Source organism: Streptomyces sp. NPDC030820 (genome assembly GCF_055572075.1).
The window spans coordinates 547,264-573,460 of sequence record NZ_JBVIEB010000004.1; the positions used below are offsets into that span (position 1 = coordinate 547,264).

The window sequence follows — 26,197 nt, forward strand, 5'->3', positions numbered from 1 at the left end:
CGGTGCCGCGTGATCAATATCGAGACGGTCATCGAAGGGGGTCACCGAGGGGACGCGCATTCCTTCACGGAAATTTTGCGGGCGGTTATGTGAATGGCGGACGAGCGCCCGGCAAAGTGACCGGAGAGTCACCTGTGACCACAGTGACGAAGGGTTCGCGGTACCCCCAGCCGGAGGCAAGCCCACTGCTTGGGGAGGGTCGGGTGCGGCGGCTCGGGAACGGCTCGGTAACCTAAGGCCGCTGACAGACACTTAGGGTGGCTTTATAAGGGGAGCCGCCCGCGCGTTCAAGGAGTTGCCGCCGCCGTGAGCAGCAGCCTTCGACGCGGCGCCCTCGCCGCCTCCGCCATCGTCTTCTCGATCGCCTCGCTCGCCGCCTGTGGCGCCGGCAACAACTCGCAGACCCTGGGGATCAAGCCGGACAACGCTGCGACCTCGGTCGGCAACATCAAGGTCCAGAACGCCACGGTCATCACCCAGCCCGACCTGAAGTCGACGGGGCCGGCCGTGATCTCCGCGACCCTGTTCAACCAGGGCAGCACGGACGAGACCCTGCAGTCGGTCGCCGTCCCGGGCAGCACCGAGAGCGTGCAGCTCACCCCGGCCAAGGGCGGCAGCCTGACCGTCCCGGCGCACGGCTCCCTGATCCTCGGCGGCCAGGGCAACGCCTCCGCCGAGCTGCCCAGCGGCCGCGAGGCGGTCCAGGACGGCAACGCCCAGACGATCACCTTCACCTTCAGCAAGACCGGTGCCGTGAGCCTGCGCGCCTTCGTGGTGCCGGCGGCCGGCTACTTCGACAAGTGGGGCCCGAGCCAGCTCCCGTCCGCCTCGGCGACGGTCTCCGGGGCGCCGGGCGCCACCGCCTCCGGCAGCGCCAAGCCGGGCAAGCACGCCAAGGGCAAGGCCACCGCGCCGGCGACCGCGAGCGGCACCGCGACCGCGGCCCCGAGCGACTCCGCCTCGCAGTCGGCCACCGGCCAGTGAGCAGCCGCTGAACAGCCGTACGCACGAGGGCGGCACCCCACAGCAGGGGTGCCGCCCTTCGTCGTGTAGCCGATGCGGCCGGTGTACCCGGCGCACGGCGCGTACCGCGGACGCGTGCGGTTTACGGCTCGAACTTGTAGCCCAGGCCCCGGACCGTCACCAGGTGACGTGGACGTCGAGGAACCGCTCCCTCACGCAGGGAGCTTTCCCCACGCCGGCTCGATCACGGCTCGAACTTGTAACCCAAGCCCCGGACCGTCACCAGGTAACGCGGCGCACCCGGGTCCGGCTCGATCTTGGCGCGCAGACGCTTGACGTGGACGTCGAGGGTCTTGGTGTCGCCCACGTAGTCGGCGCCCCAGACGCGGTCGATGAGCTGCATGCGGGTCAGCACGCGGCCGGCGTTGCGCAGCAGCATCTCCAGCAGGTCGAACTCCTTCAGCGGGAGGTCCACCTTGGAGCCGGCGACCGTCACCACATGGCGGTCGACGTCCATGCGGACCGGCCCCGCCTCCAGCGCGGCCGGGGCGACCTCCTCCGGCTCGCCGCGGCGGCGCAGGACGGCACGGATGCGGGCGACCAGCTCGCGCGAGGAGAAGGGCTTGGTGACGTAGTCGTCGGCTCCTATCTCCAGGCCGACGACCTTGTCGATCTCGCTGTCCTTGGCCGTCACCATGATCACGGGGACGTTGGAGCGGCCGCGCAGCTGGCGGCACACCTCCGTGCCGGGCAGCCCCGGCAGCATCAGGTCGAGGAGGACGAGGTCGGCGCCGTTGCGCTCGAACTCGTCGAGTCCGTCGGGGCCGGTGGCCGCGATGGCGACCTCGAAGCCCTCCTTGCGGAGCATGTACGACAGGGCGTCGGAGAAGGACTCCTCGTCCTCGACGACGAGCACTCGGGTCACGGAAGGACCTCCGGGGCAGGAAGCGGTTCGTACGGGGATGAGTCGGGGGCGCCGCCGTCCTCGTCTTCTTCGTCGAGGTCGGGGTGCTGTTGTGCACGGTCGCGGGCCGCACCCGCCTCCGGCAGCCTGAGGGTGAAAGTGGAGCCCTGACCTTCGGCGCTCCACACCGTGACCTCCCCGCCGTGCGAGGCGACCACGTGCTTGACGATCGCGAGACCCAGACCGGTGCCGCCGGTCTGGCGGGAGCGGGCCGGGTCGACGCGGTAGAAGCGCTCGAAGATGCGCTCCTTGTCCTTGTCGGAGATGCCGATGCCCTGGTCCGTCACGGCGAGCTCGATCATGTCGCCGCCGGGTGCGTTGACCCGGCGGGCGGCAATGCCGACGCGGGTGCGGGCCGGGGAGTAGTTCACGGCGTTCTCCACGAGGTTGCCCAGGGCGGCGGCCAGCTGGCCGCGGTTGCCCCAGACATGCAGGTCGGCGGTGCCCCCCGCGGCCATGGTGATCTGCTTGGTGCCGGCCTGGTGGCGGCAGCGGTCGATCGCCTCGGCGACCAGCTCGTCCACGCGGACGGGCTCGGCGTCCTCCAGCGGGTCGTCGTTCTGCACCCGGGAGAGGTCGATCAGCTCCTGGACCAGGTTGGTCAGGCGGGTCGCCTCGATCTGCATACGGCCCGCGAAACGCTGTACGGCCTCGGGGTCGTCGGAGGCGTCCATGACCGCCTCCGACAGGAGGGAGAGCGCGCCGACGGGCGTCTTCAGCTCATGGCTCACATTGGCCACGAAGTCGCGTCGTACGGCCTCGATCCTCCGGGCCTCGGTCAGGTCCTCGACCAGCAGCAGGACCAGGCGGGAGCCGAGCGGGGCCACGCGCGCGGAGACGGCGAGGGCCTCGCCGCGTCCGGTGCCGCGCCGGGGCAGGTCCAGCTCGACCTGTCGTATCTCGCCGTCGCGTCTGGTGTCCCTGGCCATCTGGAGCATGGGTTCCACGGCGAGCTTGCCGCCGCGGACCAGCCCGAGGGCGTAGGCGGCGGAGCTGGCCTTGACCACTGTGTCGGCCTCGTCGAGGACGACGGCCGAGGAGCGGAGCACGGACAGCACGGTGTCCACGCCGGGCGGGAGTACGGGATCGGTGTGCAAAGAAGTCCTGGTCGGTCGCTTCTGGTCGCGTTCGCTCCAACGGAACGCCAGCATGGCGATGACGCCGGTGAGCACTCCGGCGATCGCTGCCGCTGCGGCGACCGCCGCGTTCACGTCCATGCATCCAGGTTAAGCAGGCCCTACGACAAGACCACAGCCGTCGAGGTGGGACCTCGGACACTCGTCGCCCAGAGTTCACCTCGGTGCCAGGATTGGTTCATTTGGGGTGGCGGAAACGGACGCGTGCGGGTCAGAACGTGGGAGCGTGGGGACCAAGCACACCTATGAGAGGGAACCCTGATGCGGGACGCGTACCACGAGGAACTTGACTCGATCGGCGACGGTCTGGTGGAGATGGCCCGGCTGGTCGGGTCGGCGATCGGGCGCGCCACGACCGCCATGCTGGACGCCGACCTGAAGCTGGCCGAGAGCGTGATCGAGGCCGACCAGAAGGTCGACGAGCTCCAGCACGACCTGGAGGCCCGGGCCATAGCCCTGCTCGCCCGGCAGCAGCCGGTGGCGACCGACCTGCGGATCGTCGTCACCTCGCTGCGCATGTCCGCCGACCTGGAGCGGTCCGGCGACCTCGCCCAGCACGTGGCGAAGCTGGCCCGGCTGCGCTTCCCCGAGCGCGCGGTGCCGCGCGACCTGCACGCCACGATCCTGGAGATGGGCCAGCTCGCGCAGCGGCTGATGGCGAAGGCGGCCGAGGTGATCATCACCAAGGACGTCGACCTGGCACTGCAGCTGGAGCAGGACGACGACGAGATGGACCTGCTGCACCGCACGCTGTTCCAGCACCTGATCGACGAGCGCTGGAAGCACGGCATCGAGACGGCGGTGGACGTCACCCTCCTCGGCCGCTACTACGAGCGCTACGCCGACCACGCCGTGGCCGTCGCCAAGCGCGTCGTCTACCTGGTCACGGGCGAGCACGCGGACGAGCTCCAGCCGGACATCCAGCCGGTGACGGGGGTCGAGGGCGCGTAACCCCTCCGGGGGCGGGCGGGGATTCGGCTCGGGGTGGACGGGCTTTGCTGCCTGGGGCGCGCGGGGTCGGGTCACTCGACGGTGCTTCGCCCTGGGCCGGGCGGGGCTTCGGCGCGGCGTGGACGGGGGCTTCGCTGGGCTTCGGCCCGGGGCGGGGGCTTGCGGGGTTTCGGTCTGGGGCGGGGGCTCGCGAGACCTCGGTCTGGGGCGGCGACTCCGCGGGATTCGGACCGGGTGGGGCTCGCGGGGCTGCGGCCCGGGGCGAGGAGATTCGCGGGGCCTTGTCTTCCGGGTCTTCCGGGTGCTGCTCCGGCGCCGGTGCCGTGCGGGGGCGGGTCGCTCGTCGGCGCCTGCCCGGCCAGGGGGCCGGGGCACTCGTCGGCCCTTGCAGGGCCGGGCCACTCGACGGCGCTAGCCGGGCGAGGACCGGGTCACTCGACGGCGCCAGCCGGGTGGCGGCCGGGCACTCGATGGCGCCTGCCGGGCGAAGGCCCCGGCACTCCCCGACGCCTGCCGGGCGAAGGCCGAGGCGCTTGCCGACGCCAGACGAGCGAGGGCCAGGGCGCTTGCCGGAGGTGGTCGGGGGTGTGGGGCGCCTCTGTGCGCCGTTGATGCGCCCAGGGGAGCGGGCATGCAATAGGCGAGGGCACCCTTGCCCCAGCGTCTAGGAGGGACCCATGGCCGAATCCCCCAGCATCACGCCCGACCCCACGCAGGAGCGCGAGACCGACCAGCCCGCCGAGACCAGGAGCCTTCCACTGATCGGCGCGTGCGGCTGTGGCTCGGGCTGCGGTTGCGGGTGCCAGTCGGGCGGCCCCTGCCAGTGCGGCTGACGGGCGGCACGGCGACGTCGTAGGGCCGGTGTGAACCCGATTCACACCGGCCCTTCCCCATGAGCCTCACCGGGCTCGCTGGGCCTCACTGAACCGCCTGCGCCCGCCGGTGCAGGTCCTCCAGGGCGGCCCGGATGGTGGTCGTCCGGTACCAGTCCAGCCACGCCCCCGCCTCCCGGGCGACCCGGTCCAGCGCACCGAGTTCGGCCCCGGTGTAGGCGTGTCCGGGCCGATCGTGGTGGGTGGAGACCATGCCCTGCGGCCGCCCGGCCGGGCCCGGGATCGGGGTGCACTGCAGCGAGCGGCTGTGGGCGGCGAGCAGCACGGCCCGGGAGGTCTCGTCGAAGTCCGGCGCGGTGGCGACGTCCTCGATCACGACCCGTTCGCGTTTGCGCGCGGCGTGCCCGCACGCGGTGGTGGTGTCGTCGATCACGGCGAAGAAGTTCACGAACTCGGTGGGCAGACCGCAGTGGGACTCCAGCCACAGCGTGTTGTCGCTGGCGTCGATGAGCTGGACGTCGGCCATGCCCGTGCGGGTGATCGCGCAGACGGCGTCCCGGAGCGCGTCGAGGAACACCGGCAGCGACGGTGGCCGGTCCCCCGTCCCGCCGACGAAGCCGACGGCGGGCGCCGGAACCCTGACCCGCCCGGGGAAACAGGACTCGCCGGCGCGCGGGGTCGGTGCCTGGGCGAGGGCCGCCGCGAGCCGTACGGTGCCGAGCCCGTGCTCGCGGCCGACGGCACGGAGCAGAGCGGCGGCGCTGCGGGCGTTCCGCAGGCCGTACCGCTCCATGAGGATGCCGTGCGCGCGGGTGACCAGGGCGTGCGCGAGCAGTTCATGCCGCAGTTCCACCGCGTACTGGCGCAGCTGAGGGCCGTCCGGCGTGGCGGCCGACGTGAGGAAGACGCTCAGGGCGTCGGACACCGTCGGATACAGCCCGCACCCGCTGCCGCCGGGCGGCTTCGCCCGGGCCAGAGCGGCGGCGGCCTCGGCGGGGCAGGCGGCGAGGAAGAGCATGCGGCCGTGCTCGGCGGCGCCCTCGGCGAACCGGTACAGGGTCCGCGCGGCGGCCGGTGACAGACGGCGCAGTCCGCTCAGGTCGAGGACCAGCTGGGTGGGACCGGGGGCGCGCAGCGCGGTGTCCAGGTCGGCACCGGAGTCGGCGTCGCCGAACAGCGCGAGGACGGTCAGCCGGCCGGTCGCCAGTCCGGGCAGGGCCAGTTCCGCCACGGTCCGGCAGGAGAAGTACTGCATCTCGGGCCCCTGCCTGCACGCCACAGGATCGCCCGGGTCCCGCGGCTCGGCCCCCCTCCCAGCGTAAGCCGCACGAGGGGCGTCAGCCCGCCACGGCGGCGAGGACGGCGGCCGGGGACAGGGCCCGCCGGACCAGGGCGTGCGCGGTGTCCACCAGACGGTGGCGGTGGCCGTCGGCGTAGCCGCGCAGGGCCGCGCCGGCCTCGGCCAGGGAGAGTTCACCGGTCTCGGCGAGCATTCCGGTGGCCATGTCGACGGCTGCCTTGGCGGCGAGGGCGGCCTGTACCCGGTTGCTGACGTCGCTCGGGCGCAGCCGCTCCGGGCGCCAGTTGACCAGTGCGACGGCCGTGACGTCGGCGAGCGCCTGGGCCAGCTCCAGGTCCAGCACGGGCAGCCCGCCCGGCCGGCGCAGCAGGAGGTTGACGGCGCCGACCGTCTGCCGGTGCACGCGCAGGGGCAGCGCGTGCAGGGAGTAGTACCCGCGCCGTACGGCGAAGGGGGCGACCTGCGGCCAGCGGTCGTCGCTGTGCTCCACGTCCGGGACGTCGATACGGCGGTCCTCGCGGAAGCTCTCCAGGCAGGGGCCCTCGTCGGCCTGGAGCTGGAAGAACTCCAGCGCGCCCGCGTCCTCCTCGGTGACCGCCAGGGTGCGCAGATCACCGCGGCCGGAGACGACCATGATGCCGACCGCGTCGGCTCCGGTGATGTCGACGCAGTTGCGTGCCAGGCGGTCGACCAGCACCACCGGGTCGATGTCGTCGGCCAGGGAGTCGGCCAGCCCGACGAGCGCCTCGGCGAGCTGCTGTTCACGGCCCATCACCGTGCACCGTCCCTTCCCTCGTCCCCGCGGTCGCGCCCGTCCTCGCCGGCGTAGTCCGCCTCCGGCTCCTTGCGGAAGCGGAGCTTGCGGGCCAGGACGTCGCGGGCCAGCTGACTGACCGTACGGTCCTCGGCGTACGCGCGCGCCCGCAACCGGTCCAGGGCCTGCTCGGGGTCCAGGTCCAGCTGCACCATCACCATGCCGACCGCCTGGTAGACCTCGGTGTGGTCGGCCTCGGAGGCCGCCACCCAGGACGCTACCTCGTCCTCCGTGTCCTCCTCGGTGCTGTCGCGCCCGGCCGCCTGGAGGCTCATCAGCGCGAAGGTGACGGCGTCGCGCACCCACAGCGCGGTCCGCATGTCCTGTTCGGTGAGCCCTCCGGCGCTGTCGCTGTACAGGTCGAGGGTGCCGATCGCGGCGCCGCTGACGCCGAGCGGCAACGAGAAGACTGCGCGGACACCGAGGGCCACGGCCTCGTGCGCGAAGATCGGCCAGCGGCGGGCGTCGGGGCCGTCGACGAGGTCGGCGGCGACGACGGGCGCGCCCTGGTCGAGAGCGGTCTGGCAGGGCCCGTCCCCCACGGTGTACTGCAGCTCGGCGAGCCGCGCGGCGACCCGGTCGCTGGCGCACCAGGTGACGCGTACGCCCTTCCCGCCGGAGATCGACACCGAGGAACCGGTGACGGGCAGCAGCCTTACGCAGGCCTGGCACAGCGCGCCCGGAACCGCCTGCGGGGCGTCGGCGCCCCTCGCCGCGGCGGCCAGCGTCTCACTGACCCGCAGCCGCGCCTGACCCTCCGGCGGCACCCCGCCACCGGTCGGCTCCCCGGGCTGCCCGGGCAGCATGGTCATCACCCCCGTCGCGCGGCGCACCGTCAGCAGACATGATCCACCAGTATCCCGTCCGACGTCCCCGGACCAACTGCTCCACGCCCCGAGTTCCCAGCCTGGAGGAACTAACGTGGCGTTTCGTCGTCCGGGCCGCGATGCCGAGCGGATCGCGAACGGCACCCGCCCGACGGCCCGACCGGGGAGATCCCACGGGCAGGCCGCCGGTGTCCCTGCGGCAGATCTGATGGCCGTCTCGACGGCGGGTCCGATGGCCGTCTCCACGGCGATCCGGTGGCCGTCTCGACGGCGGGTCCGGTGGCCTCAGCTCACGGCGTACGCGTTGTACACCGTGGTCGTCGAGCTGTCGCCGTGGGTGTCGGTGACCGTCGAGCGCAGGCCGACGCGGCCGGAGGCCGGGTTGTGGACGGCGATGGTCCACTTGCCGCCGGAGAGCTTCGCGGCGGTGGCGTGCCAGGTGGCGCCGTCGTCGGTGGTGTACCAGGCCTTGACCGACTGCACGCTGTCCGACAGCTGCTGCACCGTGCTGTCGTCCGTGCCGTTGCGCTGCATGCCCAGGACGACGGTCTTGGTCGACCCGGGGGCCGCCTGGTTCCTGGAGTTCAGCGCATCGGGCCAGAACCGGGTGATGTAGTCCCGGATCTGCTGGTTCTTGCTGGGGTCCGCGTAGAAGTGCAGGCTGAGGCTGGAGGTGGTCGACAGCGAACCGGACGGCAGGCTGCGCCGGCCGGTTTCGGTGAGCGTGTACCAGCCGGCACCGGGGATCTTCGGATGCGCGTCGATCTCGTCCGACGGGGTGTAGGTGTGCGAGTAGAGCGTCGTGCCCGCGTGGGTCAGCTTCACCGAGCCGCTGGCCAGCGTCCCGCCGTCCGGAAGGGTCGGGTCGGCGAACGGGTTGATGGACCCGAAGTACAGCTGGTGGTACCAGGTGTTGGGCAGCCGCCCGCCGGGTCCCCATACGGCGTGGCCGAGGGTCAGCGAGGTCGTCTTGCCTGTCGCGTAGCTGTGGAACCCGTCGAAGATGAAGTCGTTGGCCTGCTGGCCCACCTGCCACTGGCCGGCCGGGAGGTGGGCGGTGAAGGAGTTGGGCAGGTCACGCTGGAACTGGAGCGAGTTCGGACCCCACGAGCAGGAGTCGCCGCTCGACGACGAGTAGTTGAACGAGAAGAACGCCTGTCCGCTGTCGGGGCCCGAACGGGCGGACACCTTGAGGGCGGTCAGCGCGGACTGCTTCAGCGTCGCGGAGACCCCGGACGGCACGCCGCCCCCGTGCCTGGCGGACGCCAGCCAGAAGTCCCCGCCGGTCGCCGACCGCGGCTGGTACGTGGTGCCGTAGGCCAGTTCGTACGCCTTGCTGCTCGTCGGGATCACATACAGGTCACCCGCCGCCGCCGATGTGCCCATGGTGGCGGGTCCGTTGTCGGAGGTGCAGACGTACGCGCTGACCGTGTGATCGTATCCGCTGCCCGGGTTCGGGCTGAGTGAGACGTTGACCGCGCGGCCCTGCCGGGCGTCGAACGTGGTCTTGGTGGACCCGGAGACCGTCACACTGTGACCGCCGACGGTGGCGCGTCCGTCACCGGCGTCCGCGATGGACGTGACGAGCTCGTAGCTGCCGTTGGGCAGTGACGTCGCCTTGTTGCTGTCGATGAAGCGGAAGTCGTTCGACTTGGTGTTGTAGACCGCCACTTGGGCGTGAACCGGCTTGCCACTCCGGTCCAACGTCGTGACGGTGAGTGATCCGTTGCCGGTGGCCGACGCGGTTGAAGCACCGGCCAGGAGAAGCGGGACGAGCACGGTGACGACACTCGCCGCTGCTGTGGTTCGCCGCATCAAACCCCCCTAGGTTCGCGACAAAAGCGAGCCACGGTAGCGCACGGGGAACACGCCTCCATCACCGGCCCCTCACAGCGCCCTGCGCGAAGATCCGCGCCCGCCTGGGCCGATAATCGCCCGAAACGGGGGGGCGCAGGAATGGCGGCCAAGTACTTCACATTGAGCTGCGACGACGTACCGAACGACGTGCTGCTCATCGACCCGGGCGCCAGTCCACTCGGCGTCGCCCAGGTCGTACGCCGACTGGCCGGGCTGAGCCTGTGGCGCAGCAAGGTCCTGGTGGATCAAGCCCCGGTCGTGATCCTCGACGGCATTCCGAAGGAGACCGCCGAGATCGCGGCCGCGGCACTCCGCGACGCAGGAGCGCAGGCAGAGGTGAGGCAGCAGACCTGATCGCACTCCGTGCCGGCCCCGCGCTGTGTTGAACGACCGTGAACGGGGCTCGCCACCACGGCACGTCCAAGCTGTCAGCCGGGATGACCTTGGCCCTCGCCAGATGGTTCGCAGGAAGCGGCCTTGTTGATCCCGGCGGGCCCTGTATCGGGCCTCAGCGCCGGGCCAGTGCCAGCACACTCAGACCGAACATGAGGACACCCAGGGGGAGATGGACCGACGGGACGTGCGCGATGCCGAGCAAGACCTGGACCGAGGCGAGTACGAGGAAACCGGACGCGTGCCAGACAGGCCGCAGCGAGCCGCCGCCCGGCTTCCACGCCAGCACCGCTGCGAGCACATACAGCATCGACGCCCCGTACATCACACGGGCTCCGACACTGTGCAGCGTCTGTCCGTAGGACGAGGTCAGCAGCAGTCCGGCGGAGACCGCCTGAAGGAAGATGGTCAGGGTCTGCAGGGCGATCGCGATCTGCAGGAACGAGGTGCTGCGCCGTGCGGTCGCCGTCACCTGAGTGGCCATGTCACAGTCCCCTTTTCCGCCCTCGGGCAGTAGATCGATAAGGTCTCACCAGCCCGACGACGCGGGTCGGCGAAAGGTAAGGCGGGGGGCGGCCGGAACATGGGGACTGTCGGGAGCAGCACAGATGAGATAGCCGGCGAGCGACGCCAACTGCTCAATGTCGCTTACCGGTTGCTCGGTTCGGTGACCGAGGCCGAGGACGCCGTACAGGATGCCTACGCACGCTGGTACGCGCTGCCACGAGGCCGACAGGAGGAGATCCTGTCCCCCGGCGCCTGGCTGACGACGGTGACCAGCCGCATCTGCCTGGACCTGCTTGGCTCGGCGCGGGCCCGCCGTGAACGCTATGTCGGCGCGTGGCTGCCCGAGCCGCTGCCCGACCGCACCGAGTGGGACCACGCGGACGGCGCCGACCCCACCGGCCGTGCAGACCCCGCCGACCAGATCGTCCTGGACGAGTCGGTGGCCATGGCCTTCCTCGTCGTCCTGGAGTCGATGACGCCCGCCGAGCGGGTGGCGTTCGTCCTGCACGACGTCTTCCGGTACCCGTTTGCCGAGATCGCCGACGTTCTCGGCCGGACCCCTGCGGCCTGCAAGCAGCTGGCGGCCTCCGCCCGGCAGCGGGTGAGCGTGGGCCGCGCTCCGATGACGGCGACCGGCCAGGCCGACGTGGTGAGGCAGGTCAAAGAGGCATGGGAGACCAAGGACATCGCAGCCCTCGTCGGTCTCCTCAACCCGGCCGCCGTGATGACCGCCGACGGCGGCGGCATGGTCGGCACCGTCCTGCGCCCGGTCGAGGGCAGTGCGCGCATCGCCCAGTACATGGTCGCCATTGCCGATAGGGCTCCGGGGCTCGAACTCCTGGAGCGGTCGGTCAACGGTGTGCCGGGCCTGGTGGCCCAGCGTGCCGGCGTCGTCATGACCGTGGCCTCGTTCGACGTCTCCGACGGGCGCGTCGCCCGGATCTGGGCGGTCCGCAACCCGGAGAAGCTGCGGCCGTGGATGCGGGAGGGCTAGCCGGCCTCGCTCGGCAGAGCGCGCAGTCGCCTCCGGCAGACGAGCGCGCCTGAGCTGCCACTGTCATCGTTCCGGTCCACTTACTCGGAGCAGGCCGCCCATGGCGATGCGCGTCGCCGCCGCGAAGGCGTCGAGGCGATCATTCAGGTGGGAGCGGATCTGGAACCCCAAATCAACGGGGGTCTCCCCGCCGGGCCCGTGGGACCTCGGCCGTCCCGTACCAATACGTCCCACAAGGTGGCTTCACCTCTTGCCTCAAGGGGCACACGACCAGTGAGACCACACGGAGGTACCGAGATGAGCGCCGGAGAACGGGCCAAGGCAAAAGCCGAACAGATCGTCGGAAAGACCGTACGGAAGGCGGCCCACGCGGTGCACAAAGAAGCCCTCGCGGCGAAAGGCGCCGCTCTCGAATCACGGGGCAAGATGCGGGGCGCGAAAGAACAGACCAAGGGCTCCTTCAAGCGCTGAGTGCGCTGCCGCAAGCCTTGAAGGCATGCAGAGCGGGCGACGGGAATCGAACCCGCGTAGCTGGTTCGGAAGATCGCGCATGCGGATGTGGGCTGACATGGGGGGACGCTGACCTGCGCTTTCCCGCGAGGCTCACTGAGGTTCTCCGCTGTTCCCTGCCGCTCGCTGCCTGATCGGACGCGTCAGTGCCAGACGGGGTAGGGGTAGATGTAGGCCCCGAGTACGTGGGCCACTCTGACCCTGGCCTGACACTCCGTGTGTACGTGCACCTGATGCCGTCCAGTCGAGAGCGGACACAGAAAGCTCCCACATCGATCTTTCTGCAGCAAAAGCATTTAGATGATCATAAACCTGAGGTTAGCCTCCGGCCATGAGCCTCTCTGTGGCATCGACTGTGCTGGCATTAGTCATATCCGTGGTGTCGCTCGTGGCGTCCTCGGTGGTGTCTGCGCGACAGCTTCAGCTTGCGCACAACTCCAACCTGCTGCCCGTGGTGGTGGAGCTCTTCCGTGAGACGAGGCAACCTCACTTCTCCCGCGCCATCGAGTACATCAGCTTGGAACTGGCACGGGAGCACTCGCCAGAGTTCGGGTACCGGCGCTTACCAGAAGAACCCTTGCGGCACGTTCGGTGCGTCGGTCTCTTCTACGACGACGTAGGCAAACTGGTTGCTCACGGCGTCGTGGACGAGCGGTTGATCATTGGTTCTTACGGGCCGAACATCGTGAACATGTGGAGCGTACTGGCGCCCTACATCTACCGGGAGCGCGAGCTGACGACGAAGGCGATGATCTACTTCGAGGATCTGGCCCATCGAGCTCACGTGAGGCCGCAAGCCAAGGTCCACGCCGAGCTAGGTCTCCAGATCAGCCCGCCGCGGCCGTCTCCAACTTCAGAGTGAGTTTGCGCGGCCCGTGGCAACATACGGCCCAGAGACGGCCCCAGCACAGCAACAAGCCCCCTACCAGCGGAGAACCCGCAGGTAAGGGGCTTATTCAGTCAGGGTTACTTCTTCTTGCCCTGATTCTTGACCGCCTCGATCGCCGCCGCGGCCGCCTCCGGGTCGAGGTACCTGCCGCCGGGGGTGAGCGGCTTGAAGTCGGGGTCGAGTTCGTAGACGAGGGGGATGCCCGTCGGGATGTTCAGGCCCGCGATGTCGGCGTCGGAGATGCCGTCCAGGTGCTTGACCAGGGCGCGCAGCGAGTTGCCGTGGGCCGCGACCAGGACCGTGCGGCCGGTCAGGAGGTCGGGGACGATGTCGTCGAACCAGTACGGAAGCATCCGGTGGACGACGTCCTTCAGGCACTCCGTCTTCGGGCGCAGCTCCGGCGGGAGCGTGGCGTAGCGCGGGTCGTCGAACTGGGAGAACTCCGAGTCGTCCGCGAGCGGCGGCGGCGGGGTGTCGTAGGAGCGGCGCCAGAGCATGAACTGCTCCTCGCCGAACTCGGCCAGCGTGGCCGCCTTGTCCTTGCCCTGGAGGGCGCCGTAGTGGCGCTCGTTCAGGCGCCAGCTGCGGTGGACCGGGATCCAGTGGCGGTCCGCGGCCTCGAGGGCCAGCTGGGCCGTGCGGATCGCGCGCTTCTGGAGGGACGTGTGGACCACGTCGGGCAGGAGGTCGGCTTCCTTCAGGAGCTCGCCACCGCGGACTGCCTCCTTCTCGCCCTTCTCGTTGAGGTTGACGTCCACCCAGCCGGTGAACAGGTTCTTCGCGTTCCACTCGCTCTCGCCGTGGCGGAGGAGGATCAGCTTGTACGGTGCGTCGGCCATGGGACAGAGCGTAATCCACGGATTCGTGCACATGCCCGGCCCGGTCAGTGGGTGGACTGCTGACGGCGTCTGTTAATCGGGTGGCCCACGGCAGGCCCGGTATGTAAGTTGTGCGTACCGCTTGAGCCGCTTACCGCTGCGCCCAGTACCGCTTGCCGCGCCCCCACCGGGGCGTCCTTCGATCCGTGGGGGGTCTTGTCATGTCCGCCGCCCGTTTCCGACGTGCCGCCCGGGAGACCGTCTCCGGGCTCCCCCGGGAGTTCTGGTGGCTGTGGACCAGCACCCTCGTCAACCGGCTCGGCGCCTTCGTGGCCACCTTCATGGCCCTCTATCTCACCCTCGACCGCGGCTACTCCGCCTCCTACGCCGGTCTCGTCGCCTCGCTGCACGGGCTGGGCGGGGTCGTCTCCTCACTGGGGGGCGGGGTCATGGCCGACCGGCTCGGCAGGCGGCCGACCCTCCTCATCGCCCAGTCGGCCACCGCCGCCTCCGTCGCCCTGCTCGGCTTCATGACAGACCCCGTCACCATCGCCGCCGTCGCCTTCCTCGTCGGCATGGCCTCCAACGCCTCCCGGCCCGCCGTACAGGCGATGATGGCCGACATCGTCCGGCCCGAGGACCGGGTGCGGGCCTTCTCCCTCAACTACTGGGCCATCAACCTCGGGTTCGCCGTCTCCTCCATGGCCGCCGGGTTCATCGCCGAGTTCAGCTATCTCGCCGGCTTCCTCATCGAGGCCGGGATGACCCTGGCCTGCGCGCTCGTCGTCTTCCTGAAGGTGCCCGAGTCCCGGCCGACGGCACACGTGAAGGAGCAGGACGGCGCCGTCAGCCTCGGAACCGTGCTGCGGGACGGGCGGTACATGGCCGTCGTCGGGCTGTCCTTCCTGGTCGCCCTGGTCTTCCAGCAGGGGTCCGTGGGACTGCCGGTGGCCATGGGACGGGCCGGGTTCTCGCCCGCCGACTACGGCGTCGCCATCGCCGTCAACGGCATCCTGATCGTCGCCCTGCAGATCCCGGTCACCCGGTTCATCGAGCACCGCGATCCGCGCACCCTGCTGGTCGTCTCCTCGCTGCTCGCCGGTTACGGCTTCGGGCTCACCGCCTTCGCCGGCTCGGTCGGCGTCTTCATGGTCACCGTGTGCGTCTGGACCCTCGCCGAGATCGTCAACGCGCCGACCCAGACCGGACTGGTCGTACGGCTGTCCCCGGTGCACGGGCGCGGCCGTTACCAGGGTGTCTACACGCTGTCCTGGTCCGTCGCCGCGCTGGTCGCCCCGCTGATGTCCGGTGCGGTCATCGACCGGCTGGGGGCGCAGTGGCTGTGGGGCATGTGCGCGGCGGTGGGGACGGTCGCCGGGCTGGGGTACGGGCTGCTCATGCGGGGGCTGCCGAAGGAGAGCCCGGCGGTGGCGGCCCCGAGGACGGGCGACGCCGAGCCGGAGGTCAGCGCCGCCTGAGGTGGACCTGCTTGAAGCACAGGTGGCAGGCGCCGCCCCTCAGCGACAGTTCCCGGCCGCAGACCCGGCACGGGCCGGTGCCGGGATCGAGCCGGCGCCAGCCTCGGCACCCCACGCACATCCCGCCGTAGCGCCGCAGCATCCCCAAGCGGGGGCGTCCGGCAAGCACGTCCCGCGCACGACCGGGCCCTCTGCCGGGAAGTTCTCCGTCGGCAGGGGGCCCGGTGCAGTGATCGAAGCGATCAGAACTCTCAGACGGTGAGGCTGACGCCGATCTGGTGGGGCTGGCTGAGGGCGCCCAGCGCCTCACCCTGGACGGCACCGAGCTGGGACAGTGCGGCGGCGCTGTTCAGGGTCGTGGAGTCGGCGGTGAGGCTGGCCTCGGGGGCCAGGCCACCGGAGACGGTGTCGAGCTCGGCGTCGGAGATCTCGACGGTCTGGATCTGGTGAGCGGCGTTCATGATGAAACTGCCCTTCGCATGGATGGTCCACATGGTCCAAGGGGGGAAGCGGCCCGCAGGGGACAGACGATCGGGCCGCGACCGCAGGCGTGCGCCGTCCCTTTCAGGACACCTGGCGCGATCCGGCGGTGCGAGCGATCAAACCACGGAGCGTGCCGGGCAGCCAGTCAACCGGCGCTCGCACCGGGTCAGTTGAGCACCCCGGATGACGCATCCGTGCGGGCGTGGTCACGCGTTGGGGCCAGTTCCTCCACATGCCGCGCCGCACAGGCACACCACAGCTCTTGCCACCGCCGCGCCGAGCAGGACAACTCCACACCAACGGAACCCGCCCGGCCCGCGGATGCGTACGCCCTGTGCAGATTCCGTTCACGGACGAATCCGCGCCCCCGGGCGAGCCCACCCCGACCGGTCGGTGACGCAGGTCACACTCAACCCGGTCACATCTCCCCGGAGGGATCCGTCAGGGAGGTGTAGCCGACGAAGACCACACGGGAGGACATCATGGACGCTCGCCTGAACATCTTCACCAGCCCTGTCACCGGCAAGTTCTTCAAGTACATCAACTCGGCGGGGAAGGTGGTCACCGACTCCACCCTGCCGGCCGCGACGCAGGAGCTGGTGAAGATCCGGGCCAGCCAGATCAACGGCTGCGGGATGTGCCTCGACATGCACACCAAGGACGCGACCGCCGCCGGCGGGACGGCACAGCGGCTGAACCTGGTCGCGGCCTGGCGGGAGGCCAAGGTGTTCAGCGAGGCCGAGCGGGCCGCGCTGGAGCTGACGGAGCAGGGCACCCGTATCGCCGACGCGGCCGGCGGCGTCCCGGACGAGGTCTGGGCGAACGCCGCCAAGCACTACGACGAGGAGCAGCTCGCCGCGCTCGTCGCGCTGATCGCCCTGATCAACGCCTACAACCGAGTCAACGTCATCGTCCGGCAGCCCGCCGGCGACTACCAGCCCGGCATGTTCGACTGAACCGCGACCGGACCGCGACCGGACGGCGACCGGGAGCCTCAGGGGTGCATCCGTGCGCCCTTGAGGACCTTGTCCACTCCGGCCCGCGGGCCGTACACCGCCAGCCCCACCAGGTCCAGCTCCGCCGTCGGTACGGCCCGCACCGCCGCGCGGTTGTCGCGGTCGTTGCCCGTGGCGAACAGGTCCGAGGTGAAGACGGCACGGGGCAGGGCGCGGCTCAGCGCCCTGCCGTGGGCCGCCTTCAGGGTCTCCTTCGAGCCCTCGAAGACCAGCACCGGCTGGCGGAACATGGGCAGGTACGCCACCCCGTCCGCGTCCTCGTACGGCTCGCCGATCACCTCGGGGACCGTCGCGCCCAGGCCGCTGACCAGGAACGCGGTGACGTTGAGCCGCTGCCAGGGCTCCAGGTCCTCGCGCAGCAGCACGGCGATCTTCGTGTCGAAACGGATGGTTTCAGCGCTCATGGAATGAGACTGCCGACCGCCCTGCGGCGCCGTCTTGTACGTTCTTTGCATGGCCGCCCGGCAGGAAGTCAGCGCGTGGCGCCCCCGCGTGCCGGGCGTCACCGAGGTCTTCCACGCCCACTTCACCGAGTACGCCTACCCGATGCACGTCCACGACGCCTGGACGCTGCTCATCGTGGACGACGGGGCCGTACGGTACGACCTCGACCGGCACGAGCACGGCACCCCGCACGACACCGTCACGCTGCTTCCGCCGCACGTCCCGCACAACGGCTCCCCGGCCACCCCGCACGGCTTCCGCAAGCGGGTCGTCTACCTCGACAGCAGCCGGCTCGGCGAGGATCTCATCGGGCGCGCCGTCGACACGCCCGATCTGCGGGATCCGGTGCTGCGGCGGCGCGTCGGTCAGTTGCACTCCGCCCTCGCCCGGCCCGGCGACGAGCTGGAGGCGGAGAGCAGACTCAGCCTCGTCGGGGAGCGGCTGCGGGAGCATCTGCGGCGAACGGCCGGCTCGGCGCACCGCCCGGATCCCGTGCTCGCCCGTTCGCTGCGGGAGCTGCTCGACGCCCGCGTGGTCGACGGCGTCTCACTGGAGGAGGCCGCGCGGCTGCTGCACGCCCATCCCGCCCACCTGGTAAGGGCGTTCAGCACTGCCTACGGCATCGCACCGCACCAGTACCTCAACTCCCGCCGCATCGACCGCGCCCGCCGCCTCCTCCTCGACGGCCGCTCGCCGGGCGAGGTGGCCTCGGCGACGGGGTTCTTCGACCAGTCCCATCTGACGCGCCATTTCCGGAGGTTGGTGGGAGTGCCGCCGGGAAGGTTTTCCCGGACGGCGCGGGGTTGACCGCCGTACGCTCCGCGTATGGACTGGCATGCGTGGCACGACACGTACGACAGAGCTGACTCCCCCTTCGTTCAGCGGCTGGCGACCGTCCAGGACCGTATCCGTGACGCCCTCGACCACGCGCCCGCGGGCCCGCTCACCGCGGTGAGCGTCTGCGCCGGGCAGGGACGCGACCTGATCGGCGCGCTCACCGGGCACCCGCGGCGCCACGACGTGCGGGCGCGGTTGGTGGAACTGGACGAGCGGAACGTCGCGGCGGCCCGGCGCGCGGCCGAGTCCGCCGGGCTCCCGGGGGTCGAGGTCGTCGTGGGCGATGCCGCGTCGACCGACCACTACCTGGACGTGGCGCCCGCCGAGCTGGTGCTGTTCTGCGGTGTCCTCGGCAACATCACGGACGCCGACGTGGAACGCACCCTCGACCATGCCCCGCGCCTCTGCCGGACGGGCGGCACGGTGGTGTGGACCCGCAACCGCAAGGCTCCCGACCTCGTCCCGCAGGTGTGCGCCTGGCTGGAGGAGCGCGGGTTCGAGCGGCTGTGGGTGTCCGAACCCGGTCTCGTCCAGGCCGTCGGCGCCCACCGGTTCACCGGGGTGCCCGGCAAACTGCCCCCCGGTGAGCGCATGTTCACCTTCGTCGGCTACGACGGCCTGTGCCGCGCCTGAGTCACAGGTCCCGTTGCGCCAGGGAGGGATGAGGCCGTACGGAAGTCAGTCCGCCGGGCGCTCGATCAGGTGCCTGAACGCATCCAGGTTGCGCGTGGACTCGCCCCGGGACACCCGCCAGGCGTACTCCTTGCGGATGGAGGAGGCGAAGCCCAGCTCCAGGAGGGTGTTGAAGGCGCCGTCGGCCGCTTCCAGGATCTGGCCCAGGAGGCGGTCGATCTCGTCGGGGGTGACGGAGGCGAGGGGCAGGCGTGCGGTGACGTAGATGTCGCCGAGGCGGTCGACGGCGTAACTCACGCCGTACAGCTTGAGATTGCGCTCCAGGAGCCAGCGGTGGACGCCCGCCTCGTTCTCGTCGGGGTGGCGGACGACGAAGGCGTTCAGGGAGAGGGAGTGGCGGCCCACGAGGAAGGAGACCGTCGTGGAGAGCTTGCGGGTGCCGGGGAGCTTGACCACGTAGTTTCCGGGCTCGGGGCTCTCCCACTCCAGTTCGGCGTCCTTCAGGACACCTTCCAGGACCTGCCCGGCCGCCTTCTGACCATCACCCATGGTGGGAGCGTACGCGACGGCGGTGGGACTGGGTCGCGGCCGTGTAGACGTCCGCGGTCTCGGCGGCCGCCCGGTCCCAGCCGAAGGACTGCGCGTGCCGGGCGGCGGCCCCTCCCATGCTCGCCGAGAGCGACGGCTCGTCGACGAAACGGCACAGCACGCGCGCGTAGTCGGCGGGACGGTGGCCGCGCACGAGGAAGCCGGTCTCGCCGTCCCGCACGGCCACCGGCAGTCCGCCGACCGAGGCCGCGAGCACCGGCGTGCCGGCCGCCTGCGCCTCGATGGCAACCAGCCCGAAGGACTCGCTGTAGGACGGCATGACCAGCACGGACGCGGCCCGGAACCAGTCCGCGAGCTGTTCCTGCCCGACCGGCGGGCGAAAGCGCACCACATCGGCGATCCCGAGCCGGGCGGCGAGTTTCTGCAGCCCCTCCGGCTTGGCGAGCCCGCTGCCGCTCGGGCCGCCGACGACCGGGACGAGGATGCGGGAGCGGAGCTCCGGGCGCTCGTCCAGCAGCACCGCCACCGCGCGCAGCAGGACGTCCGGGGCCTTCAGGGGCTGTATACGGCCGGCGAAGAGCGGGATCAGGGCGTCCTGCGGGAGGCCGAGCCGGGCCCGGGCCGCGGCGCGGCCGTCGGCGGGGCGGAAGCGGTCGAGGTTCACGCCCGGGTGGACCACGGCGACCTTCGCGGGGTCGGCGGCGTAGTGCCGTACCAGCTCGTCGGCCTCCTCCGCCGTGTTGGCGATGAGCCGGTCGGCGGCGGCCACGATCTGGGTCTCGCCGATGACGCGGGCGGCGGGCTCGGGCGTGTCGCCGTCCGCCAGGTTGGCGTTCTTGACCTTGGCCATGGTGTGCATGGCGTGCACCAGGGGCACGCCCCAGCGCTGGGCGGCGAGCCAGCCGACGTGGCCGGAGAGCCAGTAGTGGGAGTGGACGAGGTCGTAGTAGCCGGGGCGGTGACCGGCCCAGGCCTGCATCACGCCGTGCGTGAAGGCGCACAGCTGGGCCGGGAGGTCCTCCTTGGCGAGGCCCTCATAGGGGCCGGCGTCGACGTGCCGGACGAGGACACCGGGGGCCAGCTCGACCGTGGGCGGCAGTCCGCCCGCCGTGGCCCGGGTGAAGATCTCGACCTCGATGCCCTGGGCGGCGAGCCGCTGGGCCAGCTCCACGATGTAGACGTTCATGCCGCCGGCGTCGCCGGTGCCGGGCTGGTGGAGCGGGGAGGTGTGCACGGAGAGCATGGCGACGCGGCGGGGCCTGCGGTGCAGCCGTAGCCGTGACGCGGCCGACGGGGAGCGTCGCCCGAGCCTGCTGACGTACTGGCTCACCTGGCGGTCCTCTCCTTGCTGCGGGCATGCCGGACGGAGGACCGAGCTCGCCCTCCAAGGAGGTGCAACATCCGGCGGGGCCGTGCCATTTCCCGGCCAGGCGGCTTTACCCAATCATTGCCATCGGGGTCGGTGGTCGCCGCCCCGCTTACCCTCGTATGCATGACAGCCCGCGCAGCGACCCTCCCCCACTCTCGGCTGCGCTCGAGCGGGGGGACCCCCGTCGTGGGAACGGTGACGCGCGGGACCACCAACCCCAACCGGCTCCGCCGTATGGACCGCTGGATAGCCGCCACGCACGGCCGCGATCTGCGCCGCGCCGCGGAGCCCCTGGCCGTCGACCTCGGCTACGGCGCCGCCCCCTGGACCGCCGTGGAACTGCTCGGCCGGCTGCGCACCGCCGCGCCCCGCACGCAGGTGATCGGCGTCGAGATCGAACCGGAGCGGGTCGCGGCCGCACGGCCGTACGAGCGCGAGGGGCTGGCCTTCCGGCACGGCGGCTTCGAGGTGCCCGTGCCCGGACGGCCGATGCTCATCCGGGCCGCCAATGTGCTGCGCCAGTACGACGAGGCCGAGGTCGCCGCCGTCTGGGAGCGGCTGTGCGCGCGGCTCGCCCCGGCCGGCGGCGGTTCGCGCGGCGGACTGCTGGTCGAGGGCACGTGCGACGAGATCGGGCGGCGGCACGTCTGGGTGGCGCTCGGCCCGGAGGGGCCGCGGACCGTCACCTTCGCCACCCGGCTGGGCTCGCTGGAGCGGCCCTCCGACCTCGCCGAGCGGCTGCCGAAGGCGCTGATCCACCGGAACGTCCCCGGCGAGCCCGTGCACGCCTTCCTGCGCGACTTCGACCGCGCCTGGGCCGCCGCCGCGCCCTACGCCTCCTACGGCGCCCGGCAACGCTGGCTGCGCGCGGTACGGGACCTGACGGCCGACTGGCCGGTGACGGACGGCCCGGTGCGCTGGCGGCAGGGTGAAGTGACGGTGGCGTGGGGAGCGTTGGCGCCCCGGAGCTGACATCACCCGTTCGGGGGCGGTGAGACGGAACGATCCTCGTGCGCCGTACGTCACACCGGCGGGGAGATGGTCATGGTGGGGCGGGTACGGGGGAACAGTTCACTCTGTCGCCGACCCCTGTAGTTCTGTGTCGCAACGTGACACCATCCCCCCGGCACCGTAAGTTACTGACGGTAAATCAGCTTGGGGAGATTATGTGATGGGCTGGGGCAAGCGCAGCATCCTCTCGGCCGCCGTGACCGTGGTCTGTGCAGTGACCGTGCTGGCAGCACCCGGCACGGCCTTCGCCGCACCGGTGCCCACTCCGAGCACGTCCCCGACTCCCCCGCCGAGCAAGGATCTGGAGAAGGTCCGCGAGAAGCTCGACCGGCTCTATCACGACGCGGCCGTGGCCACCGACGCCTACAACGCGGCCGAGGAGAAGGCGAAGCAGCAGTCCGCCCAGATCGTCGCGCTGGCCAAGAAAATCGACGAAGGACAGCAGAAGCTCGCGAAGCTCAAGGACCAGGCGGGCGCCGCCGCCCGCGCCCAGTACCGCACCGGCGGCATCCCGCCCACCGCCCAGTTCCTGCTCAGCGACGATCCCGGGCAGGTCCTGGACGGCGCCGGGCTGGTGCTCCAGGGCCAGCGGGCGACGACGACGCTGATGACCGAACTGACCGGCACCCAGAAGCAGTTGCAGGCGTACGCCGACGACGCCGCCGCGCAGTGGCAGAAGCTGGACGGCGAACGCAGGGCCAAGGCCACCGCCAAGAAGAGGATCCAGCAGCAGATCGACGCCGCGAAGAAGCTGGAGTCCGCCCTGGAGAAGAAGGACCGGGAGCGGCTCGCCGACCTGGAGAACCAGGCCGCGCTGAAGGCGCAGACGAGGTGGCTGGACACCGGCATCCTCAAGAAGATCCACGGCACGGCGTCCGCGCAGGGCGAGAAGGCCGTCGCGTTCGCCGCCGCCCAGCTGGGCAAGCCGTATGTGTGGGGCGCCGAGGGCCCGAAGTCCTACGACTGCTCCGGCCTGACCTCCCAAGCCTGGGCGTCGGCCGGCCACCCCATCCCGCGCACCTCGCAGGAGCAGTGGAAGCAGCTCAAGCACGTCGACATCAAGGACATGCGCCCCGGCGACCTCATCATCTACTTCGACGACGCCAGCCATGTCGCCATCTACGTCGGCGACGGCGCGATCATCCAGGCCCCGCGCCCCGGGCGGACGGTGACGGTCGCGGGCGCCGGCGCGATGCCGATCCTCGGGGTCGTACGACCGGACGCGTGAGCCAGGTCATCTCCGGACAGGCCCCCGTGATGTGCGCCATGTGACCCACTCCACCACCAACCTCCGCCCAAACCCGGGCCGGACGTGAGCTTCGTCATCCCCCGCGCCGGGGCACCCTGTCCAACTGTCGTACGGAAAGCGGCATATGACAGCGTCCTGCGCGTGAGCGACGCGGCTCACACCATTCCGTCGGGGTGGGAGCACCCGCTATGGTCCCCGTCGGTGGCTTCGAGACCCTCGGCGCCGCCGTGCCCTCGGGGGGAGGGAAGGAAACCAGGACGATGCCCGTACCCGTACCGCGGCAGAGAGCGATCCCGGCCGTGGAGAGTGGTCAGGCGCAGGCCGCCTCCGCAGGCGGCCCCCTCAAGGAAGAGGCCCACCGCGACGCCACGCCGACCACCGGCACCGGCGCCACTCTCACCCTGCTGCTGATCGAGGACGATCCGGCCGGTTCGCCGATCGTGCCCGACCTGCTGGACTCGGCCGGCAAGCCGATCCGTGTCCGTACCGCCCGGAACCTCACCGAGGCCGAGCGGCTGCTCACCGACGACGTCCACTGCATCCTGCTGGACCTGGCGCTCCCGGCGCCGGGCGGCAGCGACGCCGAGGACGAGCTGGCCGTGCTCAAGCACGTGCTCCGGCTCGCGCCCCGGCACGCCGTGCTCGCGCTGACCGCCTCCGGCGACGCCGAGCGCGGCGCCGAGGCCGTGCGCGTGGGCGCGCAGGACTACCTCTTCCGAGACGAGCTGGACGGCCGGCTGCTGAGCCGCGCCATCCGGTACGCGGTGGAGCGGAAACGTTCCGACACGGCGGAGCGGCGGCTGGCCGAGGGCCGGCTGCGCGCGCAGGAGAACCGGCGGCTGGAGCGTGGGCTGCTGCCCACGCCCCTGCTGGACGGCTCCTCGCTGCGCTTCGCCGCCCGCTACCGCCCCGGCCGCTCCCGCGCGCTGCTCGGCGGTGACTTCTACGACGCCGTCCGCACCCCCGACGGCACCGTGCACGCCATGATCGGCGACGTCTGCGGCCACGGCCCGGACGAGGCCGCGCTCGGCGTGGAGCTGCGCATCGCCTGGCGGGCGCTGACGCTGGCGGGCCTGTGCGGCGACGAGCTGCTCGGCACCCTCCAGCAGGTGCTGGAGCACGAGCGGGCCGACGAGGAGATCTTCGCGACCCTGTGCACGGTGGACATCGCGCCCGACGGCCGCCGCGCGGGCCTGTGCCTGGCCGGCCATCCGGCCCCGCTGCTCGCCCGCCCCGGCCGGCAGGCCCGCCTGCTGCCGTACGACAACAACGGCCCCGCCCTCGGCCTGCTGCCCGGCGCCCGCTGGCCGCGGATGCAGGTGGAGCTGGGTTCCGAGTGGAGCCTGATGCTCTACACCGACGGCCTGATCGAGGGCCGCGTCGGCGAGGGCGGCGAGCGGCTGGGCCAGGACGGGATGGTGTCGATGATCCGCCGCCAGCTCTCCGAGGGTTTGCGGGGGGAGGAGCTGTTGCGGGCGGCGGTCAGTGAGGTGCGGGAGCTCAATGGTGGGGAGCTGACCGACGATGTGGCCGTGGTGCTGTTGGACCGGGCGCCGTAGTAGTCGGGGTCTCGCCGTAGGGGTTCCTCGCCGTCGCCGGGTGCGGGTGCGTTGTGGCTTGTCGCGCAGTTCCCCGCGCCCCTTGGGTCAGTATCCGCGCCCGGAATCGGCTAGCGGCCGCCGTTCCACGGTCCGTAAGGACCGTCACTGCTGCTTCCCCTGCGGCGACGGAAGCCCTTGCCGCCCGAGACCTGCTGGAGTGCCGGCCGTACGTCCACGAAGAAGACGATCGAGGCGACCAGACCCGCGAGCTGCAGGAACAGCATCGATACCGGGATGAAGTTCACGGCGACCGCGAGGCCGAGGATGATCAGCCAGAAACCCTTGTTCTGCTTGTCCGCGGCGCGGTAGGCGTCCTGGCGGAAGATCGCGGCCATCACGAAGGCCACGATGGCGAGCGCCAGCATCGCGGTGGAGATCAGCCACATCACTCCGCCGATTGCCGTCGTCAGCACAATGCCCACCACCCGAGTCGAGTCGTCCGTACAGCCACCGTACCCGTACAACGGGCCGGACACCCCCAAGGTGCCCGGCCCGCTGTCATCTCGGCGTGATCCCGCCGCCTCCGGTCACTTGGCCGGCGGCGTCGTCTTCTTCGCGGTGGTGGTCTTGCGCGGCGCCGGCGCCTTCTTCGCCGCCGGCTTGTCCTGCGCGGCGGGCACGGCCCCGGCCGGCTGCGGCTCGTCCTTGGCCTCGGCCGGCTCCGGCCTGCCCTCGACGGCGATCGCGAAGTCCTCGATCTCCTCGGCGGCCTCGCCGCGCCAGCTCTTCACGGCCTGCTCGCCGTGCTCGGCGACCTTCTCGTAGGTCTCGCGGGCCTTGACGGCGTACTCGGCGGCGACGCCGACGCCGCGCAGGGCGAGGTCCTGGGCCTGCTCGCCGAGCTTCTTCAGGTCGACGTCGAGGGTGCCGAGGAACTCGTTGACCTTGGTCTGGAGGGTCGTCTGCGCCTCCTTGGCCCGGGCGGCGGCCTTCTCCTGCACGGCCTTCGGGTCGGTGTTGCGCACGGCCTCGATGCGGGCCGGTGCCTCGGTGCGCAGCTGCTCGACCAGGGCGGGCACCTTCTTGGCCTGCTGGAAGGCGAGGTCGGCGGTGCCGGCGGCGAAGTAGAGCGGAGTCGGGTCGCTGAGGGTCTTGCGCAGGTCGTCGGTGATGGCCATGGTGATCTGGTCCTCCCGGATTCGCGTTCGGCTGAGGTTGGTGTGGTCCGCGGTGGGAGCCGGCGCCCTGGTCCGGTTATCCGGCCGTCCGCCGCGGGCCTGCATCGGCATCGTGTCCGCCGGCGGTGCCGGTGCCGGGCACGGTGGTGCCGTCGGTGTCCGCTTCCTGTGCGCCGTCCTCGTCGCCGGCGGGCTCGCCGATCCCGAATCCGTTTTCTTTCCGGAAGGACTCGTAGATCTGGAGCAGCACCTGCTTCTGCCGCTCGTTGAGCGAGGGATCGGCGAGGATGACCGCCCTGGTCTCCACTTCATCCAGGTCCCGCTCGGCGTCGAGGATTCCGGCGCGGACGTACAGCGTCTCGGCGGAGATGCGCAGGGCCTTGGCGACCTGCTGGAGCACCTCCGCGCTGGGCCTGCGCAGCCCGCGCTCGATCTGGCTCAGGTAGGGATTGGACACCCCGGCGGCATCGGCGAGCTGCCGCAGCGACAGCTGTGCGTTCCGCCGCTGCTCGCGCAGGTACTCACCGAGATTGCCGACGTTCAGCGATGCCATGCCTCCACCTTGCCCCACCATCGCTAACTTTTGCAAGCATCCGCTTGCAAGAGTGTGTCGCGGGTCTTGTTCTGCACCTGGAGTGGTCAGGATTAGAGAA

The 26,197-nt window shown here is 71.1% G+C and carries 28 protein-coding genes and 1 pseudogene; 14 read left to right on the forward strand and 15 right to left on the reverse strand.

What is annotated here, in order from left to right; genetic code table 11:
- The first annotated feature begins 306 nt into the window (after positions 1–306).
- Entirely contained in the window at positions 307–984 is a 678-nt protein-coding gene (locus ACZ418_RS14350; RefSeq protein ID WP_468362101.1) for a copper chaperone PCu(A)C domain-containing protein, read from the forward strand.
- A 223-nt stretch (positions 985–1,207) separates the two neighbouring features.
- Here ACZ418_RS14350 and phoP read toward each other — a convergent pair whose 3' ends face one another.
- Both phoP and phoR read right to left on the reverse strand, forming a co-directional pair.
- Positions 1,208–1,879, reverse strand: a complete 672-nt coding sequence (gene phoP / locus ACZ418_RS14355) for a two-component system response regulator PhoP (protein ID WP_468362337.1) — start codon at positions 1,877–1,879, stop codon at positions 1,208–1,210.
- Positions 1,880–1,884: 5 nt separating this feature from the next.
- Entirely contained in the window at positions 1,885–3,144 is a 1,260-nt protein-coding gene (gene phoR, locus ACZ418_RS14360; protein ID WP_468362103.1) for a two-component system sensor histidine kinase PhoR, read from the reverse strand.
- Positions 3,145–3,324: 180 nt separating this feature from the next.
- Here phoR and phoU point away from each other — a divergent pair, with 180 nt between their 5' ends.
- Complete coding sequence (phoU, locus tag ACZ418_RS14365) at positions 3,325–4,014, forward strand: phosphate signaling complex protein PhoU (protein ID WP_153543386.1); 690 nt, start codon at positions 3,325–3,327, stop codon at positions 4,012–4,014.
- 918 nt (positions 4,015–4,932) lie between these two features.
- Here phoU and ACZ418_RS14370 read toward each other — a convergent pair.
- The 4 genes from ACZ418_RS14370 to ACZ418_RS14385 form a co-directional block, all read right to left on the reverse strand.
- Entirely contained in the window at positions 4,933–6,102 is a 1,170-nt protein-coding gene (locus ACZ418_RS14370) for a GAF domain-containing protein (protein WP_468362105.1), read from the reverse strand.
- 82 nt (positions 6,103–6,184) lie between these two features.
- The gene (locus ACZ418_RS14375) at positions 6,185–6,919 is read right to left on the reverse strand and encodes a GAF domain-containing protein (protein WP_468362107.1); all 735 of its coding nucleotides are present in this window, start codon (positions 6,917–6,919) and stop codon (positions 6,185–6,187) included.
- Positions 6,919–7,767, reverse strand: coding sequence for a GAF and ANTAR domain-containing protein (locus tag ACZ418_RS14380; RefSeq protein WP_468362109.1), 849 nt, complete (start codon positions 7,765–7,767; stop codon positions 6,919–6,921). Before ACZ418_RS14380 ends, ACZ418_RS14375 begins: the two co-directional genes overlap by 1 nt.
- Positions 7,768–8,073: 306 nt before the next feature.
- A complete protein-coding gene (locus ACZ418_RS14385) occupies positions 8,074–9,603 on the reverse strand; it encodes a hypothetical protein (protein ID WP_468362111.1) in 1,530 nt (509 codons plus the stop codon).
- A gap of 141 nt (positions 9,604–9,744) precedes the next feature.
- On the opposite strand from ACZ418_RS14385, the gene ACZ418_RS14390 reads away from it, so the two are divergent.
- Complete coding sequence (locus tag ACZ418_RS14390; RefSeq protein ID WP_468362113.1) at positions 9,745–9,999, forward strand: ribosomal protein L7/L12; 255 nt, start codon at positions 9,745–9,747, stop codon at positions 9,997–9,999.
- A 154-nt stretch (positions 10,000–10,153) separates the two neighbouring features.
- Here ACZ418_RS14390 and ACZ418_RS14395 read toward each other — a convergent pair whose 3' ends face one another.
- A complete protein-coding gene (locus tag ACZ418_RS14395; protein ID WP_468362115.1) occupies positions 10,154–10,522 on the reverse strand; it encodes a hypothetical protein in 369 nt (122 codons plus the stop codon).
- 99 nt (positions 10,523–10,621) lie between these two features.
- On the opposite strand from ACZ418_RS14395, the gene sigJ reads away from it, so the two are divergent.
- The 4 genes and pseudogenes from sigJ (at position 10,622) to ACZ418_RS14415 (ending at position 12,911) form a co-directional block, all read left to right on the forward strand.
- Positions 10,622–11,539, forward strand: a complete 918-nt coding sequence (gene sigJ, locus ACZ418_RS14400) for an RNA polymerase sigma factor SigJ (RefSeq protein WP_468362117.1) — start codon at positions 10,622–10,624, stop codon at positions 11,537–11,539.
- A 297-nt stretch (positions 11,540–11,836) separates the two neighbouring features.
- On the forward strand, positions 11,837–12,010 hold the full coding sequence (locus ACZ418_RS14405) for a hypothetical protein (protein ID WP_468362119.1): 174 nt from the start codon (positions 11,837–11,839) through the stop codon (positions 12,008–12,010).
- A gap of 218 nt (positions 12,011–12,228) precedes the next feature.
- Positions 12,229–12,384 (forward strand): annotated as a pseudogene (locus ACZ418_RS14410) (site-specific integrase); the annotation flags it as partial.
- Positions 12,381–12,911, forward strand: a complete 531-nt coding sequence (locus ACZ418_RS14415) for a DUF4760 domain-containing protein (RefSeq protein WP_468362121.1) — start codon at positions 12,381–12,383, stop codon at positions 12,909–12,911. The pseudogene ACZ418_RS14410 and the gene ACZ418_RS14415, both read left to right, overlap by 4 nt.
- A gap of 104 nt (positions 12,912–13,015) precedes the next feature.
- Here ACZ418_RS14415 and ACZ418_RS14420 read toward each other — a convergent pair whose 3' ends face one another.
- Positions 13,016–13,777, reverse strand: coding sequence for a phosphoglyceromutase (locus ACZ418_RS14420; RefSeq protein ID WP_468362123.1), 762 nt, complete (start codon positions 13,775–13,777; stop codon positions 13,016–13,018).
- Between the two features lie 200 nt (positions 13,778–13,977).
- Between ACZ418_RS14420 and ACZ418_RS14425 the strand changes: the two genes are divergently transcribed.
- Positions 13,978–15,234, forward strand: coding sequence for an MDR family MFS transporter (locus ACZ418_RS14425; protein WP_468362125.1), 1,257 nt, complete (start codon positions 13,978–13,980; stop codon positions 15,232–15,234).
- Between the two features lie 251 nt (positions 15,235–15,485).
- On the opposite strand, the gene ACZ418_RS14430 is transcribed toward ACZ418_RS14425, so the two are convergent.
- On the reverse strand, positions 15,486–15,728 hold the full coding sequence (locus ACZ418_RS14430) for a hypothetical protein (RefSeq protein WP_468362127.1): 243 nt from the start codon (positions 15,726–15,728) through the stop codon (positions 15,486–15,488).
- A gap of 471 nt (positions 15,729–16,199) precedes the next feature.
- Between ACZ418_RS14430 and ACZ418_RS14435 the strand changes: the two genes are divergently transcribed.
- On the forward strand, positions 16,200–16,673 hold the full coding sequence (locus ACZ418_RS14435; RefSeq protein ID WP_468362129.1) for a carboxymuconolactone decarboxylase family protein: 474 nt from the start codon (positions 16,200–16,202) through the stop codon (positions 16,671–16,673).
- 38 nt (positions 16,674–16,711) lie between these two features.
- Here ACZ418_RS14435 and ACZ418_RS14440 read toward each other — a convergent pair whose 3' ends face one another.
- Positions 16,712–17,188, reverse strand: coding sequence for a DUF2000 family protein (locus ACZ418_RS14440; protein WP_468362131.1), 477 nt, complete (start codon positions 17,186–17,188; stop codon positions 16,712–16,714).
- Here ACZ418_RS14440 and ACZ418_RS14445 point away from each other — a divergent pair.
- Positions 17,187–17,984: a helix-turn-helix transcriptional regulator gene (locus tag ACZ418_RS14445; protein WP_468362133.1), complete on the forward strand. Its 798-nt coding sequence runs from the start codon at positions 17,187–17,189 to the stop codon at positions 17,982–17,984. The genes ACZ418_RS14440 and ACZ418_RS14445 overlap by 2 nt on opposite strands.
- An 18-nt stretch (positions 17,985–18,002) precedes the next feature.
- Positions 18,003–18,647 (forward strand): methyltransferase domain-containing protein, encoded by a 645-nt coding sequence (locus tag ACZ418_RS14450; protein ID WP_468362135.1) that lies wholly within the window; start codon positions 18,003–18,005, stop codon positions 18,645–18,647.
- 45 nt (positions 18,648–18,692) lie between these two features.
- Here the strand turns inward: ACZ418_RS14450 and ACZ418_RS14455 are convergent, their stop codons facing one another.
- Together ACZ418_RS14455 and mshA are read right to left on the reverse strand one after the other, a co-directional pair.
- A complete protein-coding gene (locus tag ACZ418_RS14455) occupies positions 18,693–19,196 on the reverse strand; it encodes a type III secretion system chaperone family protein (protein WP_388630793.1) in 504 nt (167 codons plus the stop codon).
- The gene (gene mshA, locus ACZ418_RS14460) at positions 19,189–20,526 is read right to left on the reverse strand and encodes a D-inositol-3-phosphate glycosyltransferase (RefSeq protein ID WP_468362137.1); all 1,338 of its coding nucleotides are present in this window, start codon (positions 20,524–20,526) and stop codon (positions 19,189–19,191) included. The genes ACZ418_RS14455 and mshA overlap by 8 nt, the downstream gene beginning before the upstream one ends.
- Positions 20,527–20,751: 225 nt before the next feature.
- Between mshA and ACZ418_RS14465 the strand changes: the two genes are divergently transcribed.
- From ACZ418_RS14465 to ACZ418_RS14475, 3 genes are all read left to right on the forward strand, one after another.
- On the forward strand, positions 20,752–21,537 hold the full coding sequence (locus ACZ418_RS14465) for a class I SAM-dependent methyltransferase (protein WP_468362339.1): 786 nt from the start codon (positions 20,752–20,754) through the stop codon (positions 21,535–21,537).
- 199 nt (positions 21,538–21,736) lie between these two features.
- Positions 21,737–22,804 carry a C40 family peptidase gene (locus ACZ418_RS14470; protein WP_468362139.1) on the forward strand — a complete coding sequence of 356 codons (1,068 nt, stop codon included), beginning with the start codon at positions 21,737–21,739 and terminating at the stop codon, positions 22,802–22,804.
- A gap of 281 nt (positions 22,805–23,085) precedes the next feature.
- Positions 23,086–24,384, forward strand: coding sequence for a PP2C family protein-serine/threonine phosphatase (locus ACZ418_RS14475; RefSeq protein WP_468362141.1), 1,299 nt, complete (start codon positions 23,086–23,088; stop codon positions 24,382–24,384).
- Between the two features lie 110 nt (positions 24,385–24,494).
- On the opposite strand, the gene ACZ418_RS14480 is transcribed toward ACZ418_RS14475, so the two are convergent.
- From ACZ418_RS14480 to ACZ418_RS14490, 3 genes are all read right to left on the reverse strand, one after another.
- The gene (locus ACZ418_RS14480; protein ID WP_468362341.1) at positions 24,495–24,812 is read right to left on the reverse strand and encodes a DUF2516 family protein; all 318 of its coding nucleotides are present in this window, start codon (positions 24,810–24,812) and stop codon (positions 24,495–24,497) included.
- A 141-nt stretch (positions 24,813–24,953) separates the two neighbouring features.
- Complete coding sequence (locus ACZ418_RS14485; protein WP_468362143.1) at positions 24,954–25,544, reverse strand: hypothetical protein; 591 nt, start codon at positions 25,542–25,544, stop codon at positions 24,954–24,956.
- A gap of 76 nt (positions 25,545–25,620) precedes the next feature.
- Entirely contained in the window at positions 25,621–26,097 is a 477-nt protein-coding gene (locus ACZ418_RS14490) for a helix-turn-helix domain-containing protein (RefSeq protein ID WP_468362145.1), read from the reverse strand.
- Positions 26,098–26,197: the final 100 nt, after the last annotated feature.